19 protein-coding genes are annotated in these 19,914 nt (G+C 46.9%); 8 read left to right on the top strand and 11 right to left on the bottom strand.

Translation table 11 applies throughout. The annotated features are described in order from the left end of the window. Positions 1-240 precede the first annotated feature (240 nt). The 4 genes from AC3A8L_RS04335 (at position 241) to AC3A8L_RS04320 (ending at position 5,720) form a co-directional block, all read left to right on the top strand. On the top strand, positions 241-2,817 hold the full coding sequence (locus AC3A8L_RS04335; protein ID WP_487961008.1) for an efflux RND transporter permease subunit: 2,577 nt from the start codon (positions 241-243) through the stop codon (positions 2,815-2,817). A gap of 47 nt (positions 2,818-2,864) precedes the next feature. Next, a complete protein-coding gene (gene ppnN, locus AC3A8L_RS04330; protein ID WP_487961007.1) occupies positions 2,865-4,229 on the top strand; it encodes a nucleotide 5'-monophosphate nucleosidase PpnN in 1,365 nt (454 codons plus the stop codon). A 72-nt stretch (positions 4,230-4,301) separates the two neighbouring features. Beyond that, complete coding sequence (gene smrA, locus AC3A8L_RS04325) at positions 4,302-4,871, top strand: DNA endonuclease SmrA (RefSeq protein ID WP_487961006.1); 570 nt, start codon at positions 4,302-4,304, stop codon at positions 4,869-4,871. 81 nt (positions 4,872-4,952) lie between these two features. Beyond that, positions 4,953-5,720 (top strand): pseudouridine synthase, encoded by a 768-nt coding sequence (locus tag AC3A8L_RS04320; RefSeq protein WP_487961005.1) that lies wholly within the window; start codon positions 4,953-4,955, stop codon positions 5,718-5,720. A gap of 134 nt (positions 5,721-5,854) precedes the next feature. On the opposite strand, the gene AC3A8L_RS04315 is transcribed toward AC3A8L_RS04320, so the two are convergent. The 4 genes from AC3A8L_RS04315 to purM form a co-directional block, all read right to left on the bottom strand. Further along, a complete protein-coding gene (locus AC3A8L_RS04315; RefSeq protein ID WP_487961004.1) occupies positions 5,855-6,940 on the bottom strand; it encodes an MJ1255/VC2487 family glycosyltransferase in 1,086 nt (361 codons plus the stop codon). Between the two features lies 1 nt (position 6,941). Then, positions 6,942-7,454 (bottom strand): phosphatase PAP2 family protein, encoded by a 513-nt coding sequence (locus AC3A8L_RS04310; RefSeq protein ID WP_487961003.1) that lies wholly within the window; start codon positions 7,452-7,454, stop codon positions 6,942-6,944. Between the two features lie 633 nt (positions 7,455-8,087). Further along, positions 8,088-8,708: a phosphoribosylglycinamide formyltransferase gene (purN, locus tag AC3A8L_RS04305; protein ID WP_487961002.1), complete on the bottom strand. Its 621-nt coding sequence runs from the start codon at positions 8,706-8,708 to the stop codon at positions 8,088-8,090. 3 nt (positions 8,709-8,711) lie between these two features. Further along, positions 8,712-9,764, bottom strand: a complete 1,053-nt coding sequence (gene purM, locus AC3A8L_RS04300; RefSeq protein WP_487961001.1) for a phosphoribosylformylglycinamidine cyclo-ligase — start codon at positions 9,762-9,764, stop codon at positions 8,712-8,714. Between the two features lie 253 nt (positions 9,765-10,017). Between purM and AC3A8L_RS04295 the strand changes: the two genes are divergently transcribed. Both AC3A8L_RS04295 and hda read left to right on the top strand, forming a co-directional pair. Then, positions 10,018-11,070, top strand: a complete 1,053-nt coding sequence (locus AC3A8L_RS04295; RefSeq protein WP_487961000.1) for a DUF2066 domain-containing protein — start codon at positions 10,018-10,020, stop codon at positions 11,068-11,070. 45 nt (positions 11,071-11,115) lie between these two features. Continuing rightward, entirely contained in the window at positions 11,116-11,832 is a 717-nt protein-coding gene (hda, locus tag AC3A8L_RS04290) for a DnaA regulatory inactivator Hda (protein WP_487960999.1), read from the top strand. Here the strand turns inward: hda and AC3A8L_RS04285 are convergent. Then, positions 11,829-12,104: a YkgJ family cysteine cluster protein gene (locus AC3A8L_RS04285; RefSeq protein ID WP_487960998.1), complete on the bottom strand. Its 276-nt coding sequence runs from the start codon at positions 12,102-12,104 to the stop codon at positions 11,829-11,831. The two genes, hda and AC3A8L_RS04285, sit on opposite strands and share 4 nt — an antisense overlap. 34 nt (positions 12,105-12,138) lie before the next feature. Between AC3A8L_RS04285 and AC3A8L_RS04280 the strand changes: the two genes are divergently transcribed. Beyond that, the gene (locus AC3A8L_RS04280; RefSeq protein WP_487960997.1) at positions 12,139-12,714 is read left to right on the top strand and encodes a DJ-1 family glyoxalase III; all 576 of its coding nucleotides are present in this window, start codon (positions 12,139-12,141) and stop codon (positions 12,712-12,714) included. Positions 12,715-12,843: 129 nt separating this feature from the next. Beyond that, positions 12,844-13,248 (top strand): flagellar export chaperone FliS, encoded by a 405-nt coding sequence (locus AC3A8L_RS04275; protein ID WP_487960996.1) that lies wholly within the window; start codon positions 12,844-12,846, stop codon positions 13,246-13,248. Between the two features lie 307 nt (positions 13,249-13,555). Here AC3A8L_RS04275 and AC3A8L_RS04270 read toward each other — a convergent pair whose 3' ends face one another. The 6 genes from AC3A8L_RS04270 to AC3A8L_RS04245 all read right to left on the bottom strand — a co-directional run bounded on the left by AC3A8L_RS04270 (position 13,556) and on the right by AC3A8L_RS04245 (position 19,837). After that, a complete protein-coding gene (locus tag AC3A8L_RS04270) occupies positions 13,556-14,212 on the bottom strand; it encodes an anthranilate synthase component II (protein WP_487960995.1) in 657 nt (218 codons plus the stop codon). Further along, positions 14,212-15,597, bottom strand: coding sequence for an anthranilate synthase component I family protein (locus tag AC3A8L_RS04265; protein ID WP_487960994.1), 1,386 nt, complete (start codon positions 15,595-15,597; stop codon positions 14,212-14,214). Before AC3A8L_RS04265 ends, AC3A8L_RS04270 begins: the two co-directional genes overlap by 1 nt. Then, entirely contained in the window at positions 15,594-15,863 is a 270-nt protein-coding gene (locus AC3A8L_RS04260; protein ID WP_487960993.1) for a Trp family transcriptional regulator, read from the bottom strand. The genes AC3A8L_RS04265 and AC3A8L_RS04260 overlap by 4 nt, the downstream gene beginning before the upstream one ends. A gap of 48 nt (positions 15,864-15,911) precedes the next feature. Then, positions 15,912-18,026: an ATP-binding protein gene (locus tag AC3A8L_RS04255; protein WP_487960992.1), complete on the bottom strand. Its 2,115-nt coding sequence runs from the start codon at positions 18,024-18,026 to the stop codon at positions 15,912-15,914. Positions 18,027-18,155: 129 nt separating this feature from the next. Further along, positions 18,156-19,088 carry an electron transfer flavoprotein subunit alpha/FixB family protein gene (locus AC3A8L_RS04250; RefSeq protein ID WP_487960991.1) on the bottom strand — a complete coding sequence of 311 codons (933 nt, stop codon included), beginning with the start codon at positions 19,086-19,088 and terminating at the stop codon, positions 18,156-18,158. Continuing rightward, complete coding sequence (locus AC3A8L_RS04245; RefSeq protein WP_487960990.1) at positions 19,088-19,837, bottom strand: electron transfer flavoprotein subunit beta/FixA family protein; 750 nt, start codon at positions 19,835-19,837, stop codon at positions 19,088-19,090. Before AC3A8L_RS04245 ends, AC3A8L_RS04250 begins: the two co-directional genes overlap by 1 nt. Positions 19,838-19,914 lie beyond the last annotated feature (77 nt).

Genomic DNA, 19,914 nt, shown 5'->3' with positions numbered 1-19,914 from the left:
TGAGGAGACAGGAAACAAGTATTATTGGATAAAGTATTTTTTCCTCGGCCCTTATGTAAATAATAGGCAATAAATTTACTGCAGCTCATTTGTCGCTTTGGCGGTAGAATGCAGCCCCTATATTTTCCTGTCGTATGAAATAACACGGTACTAATTCAGCCGGCGTAGAACTTAATGCGCACATACGAGTCTTTGGGCCGTTATTTATTTGCCCATCATTGCATAGTTATAAGGACAGTTATGATTGACCGCATGGCCTCTGGCTGGTTGAATTTTGTCGTTACCCACCCTCGCTGGGTGCTGGCTTGTGTTGCTTTAGTATTGGTAGCGTCTGTAGCTGGCTTGCCGAAACTGCGTTTGGACGCTTCGTCAGACTCGCTAACGTTAGAGCGCGATACCGATCTGGATTACTTTCGTGAAGTAAGTCAGCAGTACGATAGCGGTGACTTCTTGGTGGTGACCTACACCCCAACGGCGCCTTTGTTTGAGGATGCCGCGTTGCAACACTTGCAGGCTTTGCATTCAGACCTTGCTGCCATAGAAGGTGTCACTGCAGTGAATAGCATTTTGAATGTGCCCTTACTTTATAGCCCTAAACGCAGTCTGCGTGAAATGGCAAAAGAGCCACGTAACTTGCTGTACCCCGATGTTGATCGAGAATTAGCTAAAGCCGAGTTTCTAGAGAGTCCTATTTACCGAAAAATGATTCTGAGCCCCGATGGAGAAACGACGGCGCTACAGTTGAACTTGGCGGTTGACCACCGTTTTATCGAATTAGTTACCGAGCGCGATAACTTGCGCCTTAAAAAGCAGACTCAAAGCCTCACGCTTGCAGAAGAGATTCGCTTGACTGATGTCTCGGCTGAGTTCTTGGCACACCGTATCGCTGCGGCAGAAGCTTCTTTTGCTCGTGTAGAGTCTGTTCGTGATGTGGTTGCCAAATATAGGGGTGATGCACAGATTTATGTAGGCGGAATCACGATGATTACGGCCGATATGATTAGCTTCATTCGTCAAGATCTCATTGTCTTTGGTGGTACCGCTTTGTTGTTTATGGTGATTGTTCTGGGGGTGATTTTTCGCTCAGTTAAATTTGTGGTTTTACCGATGCTTACTTGTGTGAGTGCAGTAACGATGACATTAGGCATTGTTTGCTGGGCGGGGTGGCACTTAACCGTAATATCTTCAAATTTTGTGGCTTTGCTGCTGATTATTGCTCTCGCGATTATCATTCACTTAGTGGTGCGTTACCGAGAATATGAGAGTGAACAGCCAAACTGGACGCAGAAGCAATTAGTGCTGGCTGCTTGCGGGTATATGGTCAAGCCTTGTTTATATACCGCAATGACGACCATTGTTGCGTTCGTTTCGTTGGTGATCAGTGATATTCGGCCCGTTATGGATTTTGGCTGGATGATGACGATTGGTTTGATTTTGGCGACTATGCTGGCCTTCGTACTGTTTCCTGCTGTGCTGGTGTTATTGCCACGTGAAGCCGCGAGTAAGGTTCAGCATGACACCGAAGGAAAGCCTTTTACTGCTTATTGTGCGGCGGCTGTAGAGCGCTTAGGGCACGGGGTTTTGGTAATTGCGCTGGGGGTTCTTATGCTGAGCGTTTGGGGAATCTCGCGCCTGCAGGTCGAAAACCGCTTTGTTGATTACTTCCATGAAGAAACCGAAATACACCAAGGCTTATCTTTGATCGATCAAAAGTTGGGTGGTACTACCTCTCTCGATATCATTTTACAGCCAGAAGCGGCAACAGCATTGTTAACGCCCGAGTCCGTGCCTGTAGAGTTTACGGACGAAGATGACCCTTTCGCGGAAGCCGATGCCTTTGATGAGCAGGATCCTTTTGAGGCTCCAACGTCAGAGACAGAAGAGGATCCTTTTGCAGAAGCAGACCCTTTTAGTGAGCAGGGCGAGCAAAAGAAAAGCAGTGTATGGATGACGGTAGCAGGCTTGCAGTTGGTTGATCGCATTACTCAATATTTGGATTCTTTACCTGAGGTTGGCAAGGTACAGTCGTTAGCAACATTGTACGAAGTGGGCAAAGACCTCAATGGTTCGCTCAATAACTTCGAACTAGCGGTTATGGCGCAATCGCTTACGCCTGAGATTGATCAAGTGCTTGTGCTGCCTTACTTAGATAAAGAGTCTGATCAGGCGCGTATTACAATGCGTATTATCGATACTTACCCTGGCTTGCAGCGTGCTGAGCTTGTCGAACGTATCCGTGGGCACTTGGCGGGCATGGATGGTGTAAATATTGAAAATGTGCGCTTTAGTGGTCTGCTCATTCTTTATAACAATATGCTTCAAAGCTTATTTAGCTCGCAAATCGTCACCTTAGGCGCCGTATTTTTAGGTATTGGTCTGATGTTTGTAATGCTATTTCGCAGTGTTTTGTTAGCCATTGTGGCTTTACTGCCCAATATGTTGGCGGCTAGCGCCATTCTTGGCAGTATGGGCTTGTTCGGCATCCCGCTGGATATGATGACAATTACGATTGCCGCTATTACCGTAGGAATAGGGGTGGATGACACAATTCATTACATTCATCGTTTTAAAACAGAGTTGGCGGTTGATGGTGATTACATACAAGCTATGCACCGTGCGCACCGTTCTATTGGCCGGGCGATGTATTACACCTCGGTCATCATCATTTTTGGTTTTTCTATTATGGTTTTGTCGCAGTTCATTCCCACGATTTACTTTGGTTTGTTAACGGGATTGGCGATGCTGGCCGCGTTATCCGGTGCCTTATTCATTTTGCCGCAGCTGATTATTTTAACGCGCCCCTTTAAAACGAATTAGCGCTACCGGGCTATTGAAGGCTAAACTTAAGGAAAACAAGAGGATTGATGATGAAAAAAATAACAACCCGAATTACGCCTGGAGCAACCCTTGATGTGCTTTCTCAGTGGGAAGTAGCTCGGTTAGCTAAAACTTCTAGCACTCAAATGTACGACACCTTTAGACGCTGTGCTTTAGCTGTGCTCAATACCGGCAGCGAAATGGACAACACCCAAGAGGTGTTGGATGCGCATAAAGACTTTGCCGTTTCGCTTATACAGCAAGAGCGCGGCATTAAACTCGAAATTGCTAATGCCCCGAATAACGCGTTTGTCGACGGGAAAATGATTGAGGGTATTAAAGAGCATGTTTTCGCCGCATTGCGAGATTTGGTCTATATCAACAATGAGCTGAATGCGAATTGTGCACTAGATATGGAAAAGCAAGAGGACATTACCAATGCCGTGTTCCATATTTTACGTAATGCGGGTGCCTTTAAAGGTAACGAGCGTGGCAACCTTGTGGTGTGCTGGGGCGGTCATTCTATTGGTGAAATAGAGTACCAATACACGAAAAAAGTCGGTTATGAAATGGGCCTTCGCGGCCTTGATATTTGTACCGGTTGTGGCCCCGGAGCGATGAAGGGCCCAATGAAGGGCGCTGCGATCGCGCACGCTAAGCAGCGGCAAGCCGGCCGCTATATTGGCATTACTGAGCCAGGTATTATTGCCGCCGAATCGCCCAATCCGATTGTAAATAGCTTAATCATCATGCCGGATATCGAAAAACGTCTAGAGGCGTTCGTTCGCACCGGGCATGGTATTGTGGTTTTTCCTGGTGGTGCCGGTACGGCCGAAGAAATTCTGTACATCTTGGGTATTTTGTTGAATCCCAAAAACAAGCACATTCCATTTCCACTTATATTTACTGGCCCTAAAGAGGCGGCTGGATATTTTGAGCAAATCGATGATTTCGTCGCCAAAATCCTGGGTAAAGAAGCGCAAGCGCTATATGAAATCATTATTGATGACCCTAAAGCGGTGGCGCGTGCTCAGCGAGATGGCCTAGAGGCCGCGCAAGCTTATCGCCGTGAAAACCAAGATGCCTATTATTTTAATTGGCTACTGACCATCGATGAAGATTTTCAGCGCCCCTTTAAACCTACGCATGACTCGATGGCGGCATTAAACCTCAGCAAGGATCAGCCCGTACATAAATTGGCGGCTAATTTGCGCAAAGCCTTTTCGGGTATTGTCGATGGCAATGTGAAAGCCGACGGCATTAAGGCCGTAGCCGAAAAAGGGCCTTATCATATATCCGGTGAAAACAGCATTATTGAGCCGTTGGATGCCTTGCTTAAAGCGTTTGTTGCGCAAAAACGGATGAAAATTCCTACGCAAGAATATATTCCTTGTTACAAAATAGTACGTTAAGTTTCCATGTTTAGGGGCGATTAGCTTAATCGCCACCTTTTAATGATTGTTTTTTTGTTGTGGTAATGATGTATGGGCGATAACTCATTTTTAGATTTATTAGGTGATGATGTTACGCCCATTAAAACTGAGCCCCGCGTTGTGCTGCAAAAAACAACCGTTGATGCAACCACATTAAAAGAGCGGCGTGAAACAGCGCAACTTGAAGCTGCGGCGCCTGAAGACCCGCTGTCTGGCGAGCCCATTGAAATGGTCGAACCTTTATCCGAAATTAGCTTTGTGCGCCCGGGTGTGCAGCACGGTGTTTATCGCAATGTGCGCTTAGGGAAATATAAAATAGATGCGCGCCTAGACTTACATAAATTAACGATGGATGTAGCCCGAAAATTGGTTTATCAGTTCGTTAAAGATTGTGTTGCGCATGATGTACGCACAGCCTTAATTACACACGGTAAAGGCGAGGGGCGCGATCAGCCAGCTTTGCTTAAAAGTTGCGTGGCTTATTGGTTGCCCCAAATGGATGAGGTGCTGGCATTTCATAGCGCGCAAAAACGGCATGGCAGTTATGGTGCAACCTATGTGTTGCTTAAAAAAAGCGATGCCAACAAACTCAATAATCGCGAAAAGCATCAAAAGCGCTAGGTCGTTCTGCTTTTAATCTAAACTTTTCCAGTACGGTGTACCCCACTTTAAATAATTTTATTCGAAAGCCTAGGTGATTGCGTGTCTGACTCCAATTTTTGTGAGCCTGTGGGCCCTCCAATACTCAATATATTGTATGAGGATGAATCGCTTGTTGCTGTGTACAAGCCAGAAGGCTTGCTCGTTCACAAGAGCAATATAGATAAGCACGAAACCCTTTTTTTATTGCAGTTACTGCGTGATCAGATTGGGTGTTATGTTTACCCTGTGCATCGCTTAGATAAGCCTACATCGGGTGTTATTGTCTTTGCAAAGACATCGGCAATGGCTGCAGCAATAAAGCTTCAGATGGAAGAAAACAGTGCGGTTAAGGAATATTTATTGATTTGCCGAGGTTATTGTCCTGAGCATGGCCGAATAGATCATCCCTTAAAGCCAGTAGTCGACTTCAAAAGTAAGCGCGGTAAACCAGCCGCCGATAAACCGGCTCAAGAAGCCACTACGGATTTTGAGCGGTTGGCCACCATAGAAATTGCAGCCGAAATCGATAAATACCCGAATAGTCGATTTTCATTCGTTAAGGCTCGTTTAATGACGGGCCGTAAACATCAGATTCGTCGGCATTTTAAGCATTTATCTCACCCAATAATAGGCTGCCCCAAATACGGTAAATCAAAATATAACCATTATTTTGCCAACCACTTTTCGGCTGCGCGATTATTACTTCATGCCTACAGGCTCACTTTTGCTCACCCAGTTACAGGCGATAAATTGATCGTTCAGGCCAACCCAGAGGGGCCGTTTTTGACTGTGTTGGACCGCTTTGACTGGTTGGGTTTTTTGGAATAATTAGTGGCTTAATTGATGGCTTTGATAACGTATATCCCTTTGCGGATACAGTGTCTAATAGCCTGCGTCCCTGCAGGCCCTCTTCGTCTAATTGGATAAGCTATTTATTGTCTCGCCCCTAAATTTCGCAATTTTTAGGCCGTTTGCGTTTGCGTTTGTATTTGAGGGTAGGGGGTTTCTGAATGCAGGGGTGGTAGGTCGACATTTTCCCATAGTGTGTTTGCTAAAATTTGTGTGTCTTTTCGGTTGGAGTGCTGAAGCCAATGAACAATAGCTTTTGCTACGTTAGGGTATATAACGCGCTTAGCTACAAAGCTGTTGAGCCATTGCTTTACGGTTTTAGTGTCGAGAGTTTCCATGGTCATGCCGAGTTGGAGTTCTTCTAGTGCTCGCGCATTAGACAGTTGCTCCATTTGCCCGTGTAGGGGCTTTACTAAAAGTTTTTTTCCTAGCTGAATGGCCTCGCTGGCAAGTTCGAAGCCGGCATTACAAATTACACCATTTGCGGTTGAAAGATCAGTTTGAAAACCTTCGCGAGATAATGGCTTAAGTTGTATGTGGCCATAGCTTTGATAGCGCGCATAGGGACCATAAATAACAAATAAGTGATCTTTAAATGGCTCTAGCAGCTGGAGAATATCTTCGTGAGATTCAAACCCCAAATAAACAACAATTTTCTTAGGGTCAACGGGAAATTGAGTTTCGTGCACCTCGGCAATAGGAGGCAGGATAGGGCCGCCAAAGTGATGCCAGTGGAGCCCAAGACGAATATCCGCGGGTGCAAAATATTTCATGATGTTACGTGAAACGATATTGTCGCCACGACGAGGTACAGCGTTAAAAAATGCATATTGATGACCTACGCCTATGCAGGTTTTTTTCTGTTTCTTAGCTGCCCATGCGGTGATGGGTTCAAAATCGGTTAGGACAAAATCATAAGAAGATAAGTCGAGCTGATTAATATCTTTCAATAAAGTCTCTAAGCTATTTTGCTTGATTGTCTTGGCAATATTGAGCTTTCCGGATTGATGAACAAACGTTAGGCCTTTACGGCATTTCCAATTGCCAAATACTTCCATGTCAAAAAAGTTTTCGCGTGCTCGGCCCGAAAACAAATAGTCAACTTTTATGCCGGCTTTGTTGAATTCGGTGGCTAGAGCTCTTGCTCGTGTAATATGGCCATTACCCGTTGCTTGTACGCCATAAAGAATTTTCATCATGTTATATCCCGCTAATGAGTAAAAGACACAGCGAACTGCCGAGTGTTGCGCCAGCAAGTGTGTCTGTAGGAAAGTGCACGCCTAGCATGACGCGCGCAACGCCGACCAAAATAGCCCAGGGAAATAGAATCCAAGCCATGAAAGGGAATGCTGAACTAACAGCAACCGCAACTAAAAATGCAGCTGAAGTATGGCCGGAAGGAAAGCTAAACTTGTCGGAAGGTTTAATAACGCTTGTATAGCCAGGAATGGCTTCGGGAGGGCGGTTGCGTTTAAATGATTTTTTGAAAATAAAGTAAAGGGTGCGTTCTAAAACAAAGCCAATAGTCAGTAACTTCACCAAATCCCAATGTTCTGCCAGCATAAAACTCAAACCGGCCAAGGCATAAAATGGACCGTTGGCTGTGTAGGAAATTCCGCGGCTTAGCCATACCGCAAGTTGACGATGCTTGCGGCGTAAACACCAGCTGAATGTTTGCACGTCGAGATCGTGAATGTTTTTAAGCAGGCGCATGCTTGGCTCTCTCTTTTTATCAGATTGTCGTTATGCCATTTAGATTATGTGAGAATTGTTGCAGTGAGATGCACGATTTATGGCTGTTGTGTGACAAGACGATACATTGGCGCAAAGCTGTGTGTTTTTGCGTCAAAATATTATTGCGAGGCGGAATTATTTTTTGAAAAAACGCAGGCATAAAAAAGCCTGCTTAACATTGCGTTAAGCAGGCTTTTATAATTTCCCCTTCCTGTTGGGATTTCTATCCATTTCGGCTTCCGGCCGGTGTTCCTTGTCTATCGTCCGTGTAACTATTGATCCCGCCAATACCTGGCTAGCTATCCTGCTTCAACTCATTATTGCGAGCATCTTGCTCGGCATCCGTTATTCCAATCACTCCTGTGATACTACATCCTGTAGTTAATCCTATAATCCTACCGCTCCAATGCGGTTGCTCTACCTGAGCGTTTCCCTGAGTTGTTGTCCTAAATCCTGTGGCTTCATGCCGTTCCGTCCTTGTGGGATCATTATGTCGAAATTACGGGTGCGGTTAAAGTCGTGTTAACCACTAGTTCTTGTAGGAGATCTCGCACAAAAGGATATTTGGAGGGAAATGAGCGCACCTTTAAATTGGCGCGCTATAGCGGTAGGTTAGAAAGTAGTTATTGGGGTGCTGTCCAACAGTGCCGTATTACCCTGCAGTGTAAGGCGGCCTTCGCAAAACCAACCGGCGACTAGGGGGTAGATGCGATGCTCTTGCACTAGTATGCGTTCGGCTAGGCTGCTTTCTGTGTCGTTATTAAGGACAGGAACACGAGCTTGCGCTACAGCAGGGCCGCCATCTAGCTCGGCCGTGACAAAGTGTACGGTAACACCGTGCTCTTTATCGCCAGCTTCGAGTGCGCGTTTATGGGTGTGCAAGCCCGGATATTTAGGTAGAAGCGAGGGGTGGATATTTAGCATTCGACCCAAATAACGGCCTGTAAACGCTGGCGTTAGAATGCGCATAAACCCGGCAAGAATCACCAGCTCTGGCTCAAACTGGTCGATGCGTTGTGCCAGTGCTAGGTCGAAGGCTTCTCGGGTGTCGAAGTTTCGGTGGTCTAGCGTGATGGCTTCTATACCGTGGTTATGTGCGCGCTCTAAGCCTTTAACATCAGGCCGATTACTAATAACGGCAACAACGTTGCCGTTAATTCGACCATCGTTGGAGCCATCAATAATCGCTTGCAGGTTGCTTCCGCTGCCGGAAATCAATACAACAATACGCATGCCTTAACCTTGAACGTTTTGCATTTCAACATGCGGTGTTTCTTGATCGCTGGCTTCGATACTGCCAATAACAAAGGCCGTTTCGCCGTCGCTGGCAAGCTGCTCTAGAGTGGCTTGCGCAGCGTCGCTCGGTACAGCGACGACCATGCCAATGCCACAGTTAAATGTGCGATACATTTCTAAGCTAGCGACATTGCCGTTACTTTGCAGCCACTGGAAGACTTCTGGAAGTTGCCAGCTGTTGGCGTCGATAGCGGCCTTGGTATTGCTTGGCAATACGCGGGGAATGTTTTCCAGCAAGCCGCCGCCTGTGATGTGAGCCAATGCGCTGATGGGCTGTTGCTTAAGCAATTTAAGTAAAGGCTTAACATAGATGCGTGTAGGTGCCATTAACGCATCGCCTAGGGTGCTGTCGCCCAAGGGTTGCGATAAATCGGCGTTTGCTACCTCTAGAATCTTGCGAATGAGAGAGTAACCGTTTGAGTGGGGGCCGCTCGCGGCAATGCCTATTAAGGTATCGCCGGCTTTTACTTTGCTGCCGTCTAAAATTTCTGATTTTTCGACAATGCCTACACAAAATCCGGCAAGGTCGTAATCGTCGCCTTCGTACATGCCTGGCATTTCCGCGGTTTCACCGCCGGTCAGCGCACAGCCTGATAATTCACAACCGGTTCCTATGCCGCTAACAACGCTGGCCGCCATATCGACATTGAGTTTGCCAGTCGCATAGTAATCTAAAAAGAATAGCGGCTCGGCGCCACCGACAATCAAATCGTTAACGCACATAGCGACAAGGTCAATCCCTATGGTGTCGTGTTTGTTTAATTGCATGGCTAGGCGAAGCTTTGTGCCTACGCCATCGGTGCCGGATACCAGTACGGGCTCTTTATAGCCAGTGGGAAGTTCGAAAAGAGCGCCAAAACCGCCAAGTCCCGCAAGGACTTCGGGGCGTCGAGTGCGCTTAGCAACCGACTTAATACGTTCAACGAGGGCTTCACCAGCGTCGATATCGACACCAGCATCTTTATAACTAAGTTGTGTTTTGTCTTGGCTCATGTTTTCCGGTTCTATAACTGCGAATGAGGCCCAGCGGGCAAAGCGTGGCATTCTACCAGCAATGGCCCGAGGCCCGCACGCCTTACCGGCTGAAAAACCGTTTTAGCATGAATTATCAATGCCCTGGGTTATAAGGTTGGCGTATTAGCTGTGTACTGCCGCTATATGCCGAAGCGGAGGTTTGTTACAATCGCGGCCCCTTTCTACAGATACGGAGTGCGACCGAGTGCGGCAACTAATCTTGGGTGTACTAATGTTTATTCTTACCGCGCCATCGTGGGCGGGTACAGAGTATTTTTCAGCGCAGGTACCGGTTGCGAGCCAAAGCATCGCAGACCGAAAAGCGGCGTTGGTGCAAGCGATGGCCAATGTGCTTATTAAAGTTTCGGGAAGCCTCGATGCCCCTGCAACCGAGCTTGGATTGAAGGCGCAGGCGAATGCTGGGAGTTACGTGCAGCAGTTTCGCTATATTCAGCCAAATCAAAAAATGCTAGAGCAGGGGATCACACTTCTTTTAAAGGCTGATTTTGATCCCGGTAAGGTCCGCCAACTTTTAAAAGAGAGTGGGCGGGGTGTGTGGCCCATGAATCGGCCGCAGGCACTTATTTGGGCGATAGAAGATACCCCTGAAGGCGGGCGCCAAATCATTACCGACCCTGAGCATCCGCTCGTCAAAGCGTTGGTTGCGCGAGCGAATACTCGCGGTTTGCCCGTGCTGTTACCCTTGTGGGATTTGGATGACCAAATACTTTTGTCGGCAGAGCAGTTATGGACTCAGGATGATGAAGCCATTCTTGCGGCATCGTCACGCTATGACGTTAATACTGTTCTCAGTGCTAGATATAGCCAAACAAGCTCCGAGGAGTGGTTTGCCACTTGGCAGTTTCATCATGCCGACGAGCGCAGGAGTTATGATTACAGTACGTTTGTGTATAGTGAGTTGGGTTCTGTAGGCGTAGACCCATTGGTCGCGTTTTTAGCTGAGCGCTATGCTGTGCAAAGTGCAACGGATGAAGGTGAGCAGCTACAGGTGATGGTGTTAAGTGGTGTTGATAATTATCGGCATTATGAGGAAGTTTTGAGTTACCTGTTGAAGCAGCCGTTAATACGGCAAGTGGCTTTAGTTGCAGTTCGGGAAGATCAGCTGGTGCTGCATATTTTGTTATCGGCTTCTTGGGAACAGCTAAGTGATGCGTTGGCTCTGGATCGAAAAATACGCTTATTAAACCCCCCAGAAGATTTATTGTCGCAATCGATGCTGGGCGCGCCAGATAGACCTGCACAATTTCAATGGTTGGGGCGTTAATTTCAATGCTTATTTCTTCGTTTATTGTTTTTGGGGTGTGTCGCGATGCGCTCTAAAAGCGGTAAATCACAACCTCCTCAGCAGCTGAGCTTAAGTATTCAGCTGCAAGATGACGCAACCTTTGCTAATTATTGGGTGTCATCAGAAAATCATCTGGTGAATCAAGTTTTGCAGCAGTTTTGTGTGGGGCGGGGCGATTTAAGCCTTGTTGTTTGGGGGCGTAGTGGCTGCGGTTTAACGCATCTTGTGCAGGCTTGCTCGCATCACAGCCAGCTGCCTATTGCGTATTTACCGCTGCGTGATGCGCTAGATTTAAACCCCGCTGAAGTTTGTGCAAATTTAGAGTCATCACCGCTGGTTTGTGTTGATGATATTGAGCTAATTGCGGGTAATAAAGAATGGGAGCTGGCCTTCTTTCATTTGTATAACCGCCTTAAGGATAATGGTCATCGCTTGTTGATGGCCTCACACGCGAACCCGGCGAGCATCGCATTTGGGTTACCTGATTTGGCATCAAGGGTGTTGGGTAGTGTTATTTATCGCGTGGCAGGCCTGAGCGATGAAGACAAGGCTAAAGCCTTGCAAATGCGTGCTAAGGCTCGCGGCATGCAAATGAATAAAGATGTTGCCAATTATATTCTTAAGCGTGCGCCGCGAAGAATGAAGGATTTATTTGGCATTTTAGATCAGTTAGATTCAGCCAGCTTGCAGATGCAAAAAAAGTTAAGCATCCGATTTGTCAAAGACGTTTTAGAGCGTTAGATTTTCTCTGGCGGTTCCGCCATTGTTGAAATTTCCAATATTCGAATATTTTCAATGGCCTCCTCTCTCGATGCGCCGCAAATATCAATTTCTGCTTTAAACCCTTTGCATACGTCGGGGTAATCTATGGTCCCCCAAATTTTGCAGCCGTTGTGTTCTAAATCAAGATGCGTGCAAATTTCACCCGCACGTTTGCCGTTAGGCATGCCAAAATATGCGCGATTAATCGAAGGTTCAATACAGCAGGCGCCGCAGTGCGCTCGACATTCCATAGCTAGTCCCAGTTTTAAGTGATGAGGGTATTGTATGTTAAAAGTGCTTGTTCCAATCGCCGACGGCAGTGAAGAAATGGAAGCTGTTATTATTGTTGATATTTTACGGCGTGCAGAAATTAATGTGTCGGTTGCATCAGTCATGACTCATCGCAAGGTGATAGCGTCGCGTGGTGTCGAGATTGAGGCGGATTGCCATATTGAATATTGTCAAAATAAAGTCTGGGATATGGTTGTTATACCGGGCGGAATGCCTGGCGCACAGCATCTGGCTGACTCTCTCCCTCTGCGCGATATTATTGCGGATCAAATCGCTTCACAGCGTTGGTTGGCGGCAATATGTGCCGCCCCCGCAGTTGTGCTTGCCGCCAATGGTTTCATCTCGGGTGTATCTGCCACCGGTCATCCCGCTTTTAGGGGTGTGCTCGAACAGTATAATGTCCACGCAATGAATGAGCCGGTATCAATATGTAATAAGCTTGTGACAGGCCAAGGGCCAGGCACAGCCATGGATTTTGCTTTGACGTTGGTTTCTTTACTTCTAGGTGAAGTGCAAGCGGATGAAATTGCTCGGGATATGTGTTTTTCACGGCTTGCTACAATCCGCTAACGAGTTGTCTTATAAGTGTTCAATCAGCCTGCTTAATGAACGTGGCATGTTCCTCGCATTATGGTTATCTACAATACAAAAACGGCAATTTTTTGCCACTGTTGATAACAATACATCAGGAGATGTTTTATGGCTGTCGCACAAACTAAGGCTGCGTTAGTAATGCAGGAACAAGCGGAGCAACTGACGTCGCATCAAGTTATTTCGTTGCTTATGGATGGCGCTATCGAACGCGCTAGTGGATTAATTATGGCAATACACGCCGGCAATGAAGAAAATCGAGATATATTGAATGCTAAATTAAAGGCGATTATTAATGGCTTGCGTCAAAGTTTAGACTTTGAGCTCGGTGGCGCTGTTGCTCAGAACTTAGCGTCTTTGTATGAATATATGATTGAACGGTTAAGCGTGACGGCAGATGATCAAAGTCAGTTATTGGAAGCTGTTACTGAAACACGGCGTCTGATATCTGAAGTGAAAAGCGGTTGGGATAACATGGATTTACGTGTGCCGGATTTAGCCAGCGGGACTTAGGCGCGCGAGTCGGCGGAATTGATGAGTTAAGGGGCGAGGAGACAATATTTCATCCACTAATGCCTGATCTCGACCTCCTTATCTTCGTTGCTCAAGGCGTTACATGCCTCGATAACTGCTCCATGCGTTATCCTAATGACCTATGTCCATATAGGCCCCGGCATGCGACGCTTTAAGCGCCTCGATAAGAAAGTCGCTTCGATAACTGCTCCCTGCGTTATTCTAATAACCTGCTTCCCTGCAGGCCCTCTTCGCCTAATTGGATAAACTATTATTGCCTCGTCCCTAATGCTGACTCGCGTATGTACTAGGTGAGCAATAAAAAATTTCGGATTAGTTCTTTCCCGCCCTCTGTTGCAAAGGATTCAGGATGATACTGAATGCCATAGATGGGGTAGGTGTCATGTTGAATTGCCATGATCTCTACGGGGTTTTCGCTTGTTAGGCAGGTGTTTAAGTCTTCTAGCGAGTGTTTACCTACAATGGCTGTAACCTTTAAACACGGCGGTAAACTATTGGGCTTTGCCATTAAGGAGTGATAACGCATTATTTCAATGTAGTTGGGTGTGTTTAAAAATATACCTGATTCAGTGTGTGTGATTGCGCTAGTTTTTCCGTGCATGGGCAGTGGGGCTTTAATAACATCCCCGCCAAAGACATGGGCGATGCCTTGCATTCCCAAGCACACTCCTAGTAACGGCGTGGTTTGCCCGAGTGTTTTTATGACTTCTGCGCAGATACCAAAATACTTCGGGTCATCCGGTGAACCTGGCCCTGGTGAAATAATAATACGGTCTGGTGCGAACGCTTTTATTTGTTCAGTGGTGAGCTCATTGTTGCGCTTTACCTGTATTGAAAAGTGCTCAATCGTGTTTTTGTGTTGTTCTTCGCTCAGAATCTCACCAATGTATTGGTAGAGGTTGTAAGTAAACGAATCGAAGTTATCAATAATCAAAACTTTCATTATTTATCCTCGTCTACTGACATAAACATTTTTAATACGTTATTAGTACCGGCAAATTTCCGCTGTATTTCTTGGTATTCATCGGCCGCATTAGAATCGTAGACATTACCACCGCACGTTTGCACGTAAGCTTTCTCGCCCTTACTAAAAACAGTTCGAATGGGTATGGCAAAGGTGCAGTCGCCATTAAAGCCGAAGTGGCCTACAGCGCCGCCATAAGGGCCGCGACCTTCGCTCTCTAGGGTGTCGATGATTTTCATGGCCTCAATTTTGGGTGCCCCCGTGAGCGTACCTGCAGGAAAGTTGCTAGCAAGGGCGGAGAACATGTCGTGCTGTTCGGCCATAATGCCCACAATCTCACTCGAAATATGCTGTACGTGGCTGAAGCGTTTTATGTCCATAAGATTGCGGACTTTGACGGTGCCAAATTTTGCAACGCGACCGATATCGTTACGGTGTAAGTCGACTAACATATTATGTTCGGCGATTTCTTTGGGGTCGTTTAATAACGTTTTCGCCAGCTCTCGGTCTTCGTCTGCATTGGCGCCGCGCTTGGTGGTTCCCGCTAAAGGGTAGGTTTCCATTTCCCCTTGGCGTAAACGGAATAACAGCTCTGGGCTTGCGCCAATCACTTTTTGATCATCAAATTTTAAATAATACATTTGTGGCGAGGGGTTAGATTCGCGCAGTGCTTGGTAGATGTTGATGGTATCGCCAGCAATTTCAAAACGCGTTTTAAAGCCTACCTCACACTGAAAAATTTTTCCTTCGATGATGTCGTGTTTGACTTTTGCAACGGCGTCGGCGTGATCTTGCCGTGTCATTGTATCGCCCAGTGGGGTTATTTTTAGTGCGCCATCACCAGGGTACTGACTATTAATAAGTTGTTTTATTTCTTCTAGGCGATTGTCGGTGTAATAAAAATAGGAAACTTCTCCCGTCATTTTATCGAGTGTTAGGCCGTCTTCATACAAGCCAAACTTAAACGCTTCGAAGAGTTCGCTAGCTTGAACGCTAAGTGAAGGCTCAAAGTAATTCATGGCGTCGTAACCAATGTAGCCTGTAAGCCCGCCTGAGTATTTACGCGCTAAGATATTTTGCGGGATTAATTCACGTAACAGATAATACGGGTTATCACTATCGTGGTGTTCTTGTGTGCCGTCACTATTCTCGATTGTCAGTGTTTTTCCTTGAGCCCAAATAAGTTTTTTTGGCGCGAAGCCAATGACTGAATAGCGCGAAATGTGGCTATCTTCACCGAGTGACTCAAGAAAAAAGCAGGTTGAATAATGCTTTTCAATTTTCTTGAAAAGGGTAAAAAAATCGTCGACACCCTCAACGCTGATGTAATGAGGTTTTCGTGGGATGGCGTGGGATTGAATCATGACTGGACCTTAAATTTTCCGGCTTTTAGCTCGCGAGAGCCTCGAGTAACGGTGGCTATGCCAACGCCGAGTTGTTTGGCGATATCACGCTGCGTCATACCTGATCTTAGTAGTTGTGCGATTTCTAAGCGGGTTGCAATATTTTGCAGCTCACCGGGGGTGAGCAGGGCCTCGAGCATCTCTGACATCTGTGCGTTAGTCCGTGCAGAGATGAGATGCTCAATAAGATTGGCTTGCAGTGCTTGATGTTCTTTTGCTGTACTCATGTGCTAGTACGTTATTGCACGGGGTGAGTTAAGTCAAGCGTTCAATTATTAGGTGAGCGCTTTTATCAGTGTGGCAAGCTGAGTATTAATAGTTTGTTCTGATACAAAGTGGTCTGCGCCGTGCTCTAAATGTTGTTGAGCTTGCTCGGGGCTATCGCTAGCGACAATGTTAATAATGGGGCAGGATTCCCTGAGCTTGCTGTAGTCATTGTTATCACGATTCTCGGAACCCATGAAGACAACATGCTGGAAGTTGTTTTTTTCTGTGCCACTAAGGAAAAGTTTCATTGAGGAGAAAGCTTGGCAAGACAGCCCTTCTTGCGTCAGTTGATCGATCAGTGATTCTGGGATTTCTGTAGCAATAATGGCCGTGGATTCTTGCTCTAAAGATACGCGCTGTTCATCCTGATTAAACAGCTCCCAAAAGCATAATTTAAAATCATCGATAACGGCGGGTTTGTTTATCCAGTGAACATAGGGGCTGGCGATGATGTCGGAAAAATCTTCGAGTTGTCGAGCGCTCTTGGAACCCATTATAATTTGAGGGATAAGCTTGCAGTCATTCTCGGCCAGTAAAGCACGGCTGAAGTCGGCGCTTGCTTTGGGATCGGCATGGCTATGGAAGACAATAGCGGAAAAAGGCGTGTTGTTGCCGATGGCGGATCGTAAGGTAGATAAGCCGCGTTTAAACAGTGTTTCTGTTGATACTGTTAGTCCAAGCCGGCCGAGCTCTTGTCGTTTGGAATCTAAAACGCGCGGGTTTTCGTGCACAAGCAGAATACGCTTGCCTTTAAGGGCCGGGATTACGCTTTCTCGAATGGTCTCCTTCGCTTTGTCGGCGAAGGCAGAGCGGTAGCGTAGTTGTGTCCCTTGATTATTAGAGGTGACATCAAGGCTGCCTTCTTGCGCTTCAGCTAGACCTATCGCGAGTGCGAGCTCTAAATTAAGCTGAATGCCAGTGGCCTGTTGCGCATTAAAAAGTGTGCGCTGGCTATTGGGTTGGTGGTTGGCGGCAATGCTTAGCTCGCCGGCTTTCCCTCTTTCTTGTATGTATTCCACATCGATAAATAACGCGCCCTCATCCAGCTGGATGACGATGGCGTTCATCATACTTTGGATTATTTGCCCGAGGCGCTGAGTGTCGCCAAGTACTAAGTGCGGAAGGTTCGGCGAAAAGACGAGTTCAATATCAATGTTTTTTTGGCTGGCGTCGTGGCTGTACTGCGTAATGATGTACTGCAATAGAGCCTTGGGGTTAAATATGGAGGCGTTGAAGTCGATATCTTTTGTCAGAATTTGATAAAAATCACTCACGTTAGCGTGAAGCTGATGCAGTCGAGGGCGTCTGGCGTTTACAGTTCTAATGATGGTGTTTTGTTCGGGGTTGTCTTGGGCAGTATTTGGCGTAGTGTTATCTTCTGTGCGCCGTGAGCGCTTAGTGTTTAGGAGTTCTTCCAGCTCTTTTTTTAGGAGTAGCATGTAGTCTCTATGCAGCTGCGCGGTGGCACGAGTGTCGCGCTTTTCTTCCTCGAGTGATTCGGTTTTACGTTCGAGTGAAGCGCCTGATTCTAAGCGTTCCCAATAAGTGTCGGCTGTTTGTTCACATTGATGATGCAGTAGCCAAATGAAGAATGTCACCACGACGGCATAAATAACGCCGGTCATCTCGCCAGTGAAAAGCAAACAAAATGTCCCAGGTACAAGTCCTAGCAGCTGGTAGACCGTTAAAAATTGCTTGTACGGGGCGAATGCGTTGGCTGTCATTGAGAAAAATACAATGGTATATAACCAGAGCAGCGGTCCTTCGTTTTCGATGCCAACGGTTAGTGTTTCTATTGCGACGATAAGGCCCCACCAAGCGGCGCCGAGCAATGTGGCGTAAAAGTAGCGCGTGCGCCATAGCCCGGGTGCGCGCGGGTAAAGGGCGTCAAAGCGAATTAATAAGTAGCCCCTCAGCATAGTTGTAATGAGGAGGCCAATAGACAGCGCGATGGCGATGCCCGGCTCCATATCGACAAACTTGCCGACGGCCATGCACAATAAAAAGATGATGAAATTGCTCATCAGGCCGCGACGGCTATATTTTGCCATGCGTTCGTCAGTTTCACGGAGAACTTGACGGTTCTTTTGGATTTTAAGTTGCGGGGTAAAGAAGCTAAGCATAATCACGCGCTGGCCGAGTGAGGAAGGGCGATTCTACCCTAAAATAGCGCCAGACCAAGTGTTGGTTGGCGCTAGAGGGAATTCTCTTATTGCCAGCCGCAGCTTAAGCGGTCGGCAATACATGAGTGCCTATGTCAGTTTCGATGTGAGTTCCGGTACGGCATCGAAAAGATCGGCAACCAAACCGTAGTCGGCGACTTGAAAGATAGGGGCGTCTTCATCTTTATTGATGGCGACAATGATTTTCGACTCTTTCATGCCTGCCAAGTGTTGAATCGCACCGGAGATGCCCACAGCGATATAAAGGTCTGGCGCGACAATTTTACCAGTTTGCCCGACTTGCATATCGTTGGGCACAAAACCGGCATCAACGGCAGCGCGAGAAGCACCAACAGCCCCATTGAGTTTGTCTGCAAGGGCGTAAAGTAGCTCAAAGTTTTCGCCATTAGCTAAGCCTCTGCCGCCAGAAACGACCACGTTAGCTGCAGTAAGCTCGGGTCTGTCGGATTTCGCCAAGGTCTCACTAACAAAGTTCGAAAGCCCGCTCGCCGGTTGTGCGCCCAGTGGCACAATAGTAGCCGTGCCGCCTGTCTCCACCACGGGGTCGAACGAAGTTGTGCGAACAGTTAATACTTTAATACCATCACTACTTTGAACTGTTGCGATGACATTGCCTGCATAAATAGGTCGTTCGAAAGTGTCTGCGCTGATAACAGCTTGAATATCAGAAATTGATTGGACATCAAGAAGCGCAGCAACACGCGGCATTAGGTTTTTACCGGTAGTTGTGGCGGGAGCCAAAATATGGCCATAGTCGGCGGCGTTGGCGATAATTAAGGGCGCAATTTCTTCGGGTAATTGGTGTTGGTAGTTTTCGCTATCGGCAAGAAGTACTTGTGTAATGCCTGCGACATCTTTTAATTGGTTAGCAACAGCATTGCACTTAAATCCAGCCACTAAGATGTCAATCGGCTGGCCAATGGCGTTGGCGGCTGCAAGGGTATTTAACGTGGCGGCTTTGAAGGTTGTGTTGTCGTGTTCCGCAATGATGAGTGTTTTCATTAGATCACCTTCGCTTTATTTTTGAGATTATCGATAAGTTCGTCTACGCTGGCGACTTTAATGCCGGCTTGACGTTGTGCTGGCGCTGCGGTTTTTAGGGTGGTTACGCGCAATGCGCTATCGACACCGAGCTCATCGAGAGTGATTGTCTCGAGTGGTTTTTTCTTGGCTTTCATAATGTCGGGCAGTTTGGCGTAGCGCGGTTCGTTTAGGCGCAAGTCTGTGGTCACTACAGCCGGCAGCGATAATTTAACCGTTTGCAGGCCGCCATCAATTTCCCGCGTTACCAGCATGCTTGCGTCTTCAATTTTAACTTCCGAGGCAAAAGTACCTTGGCCCGTGCCCCAAAGTGCTGCCAACATTTGTCCTGTTTGGTTATTGTCGCCATCTATAGATTGCTTGCCAAGTATGGCTAGCTGAGGCGCTTCGCGATCTATAATAGCCTTGAGCACTTTGGCTACGGCGAGCGGCTCGAGGGTATTTGGCGCATCAATATGAATGGCTTTGTCTGCCCCTAAAGCCATTGCCGCGCGGAGTTGCTCGTGGCATTTGGCGTCCCCTGCTGAAACCACTATGACTTCAGAGGCAATGCCTTGCTCTTTCAAACGTACAGCTTCCTCAACAGCGATTTCACAAAAAGGGTTTATGGACATTTTAGCGTTGGCGATATCTACGCCAGTAGCGTCGGCGTTTGGGCGTACCTTTACGTTGTAATCCACAACGCGTTTAATGGGCACAAGTATTTTCATATTTAACATACTCCTACTGTTTTTATAGGCATTACTATAGTGGGCTATACCCGATACGGTGGATCTTGATATTGTGT

It is taken from the genome of Marinagarivorans sp. (assembly GCF_982758155.1).
This window is presented reverse-complemented; position numbering and strand designations above follow the sequence as displayed.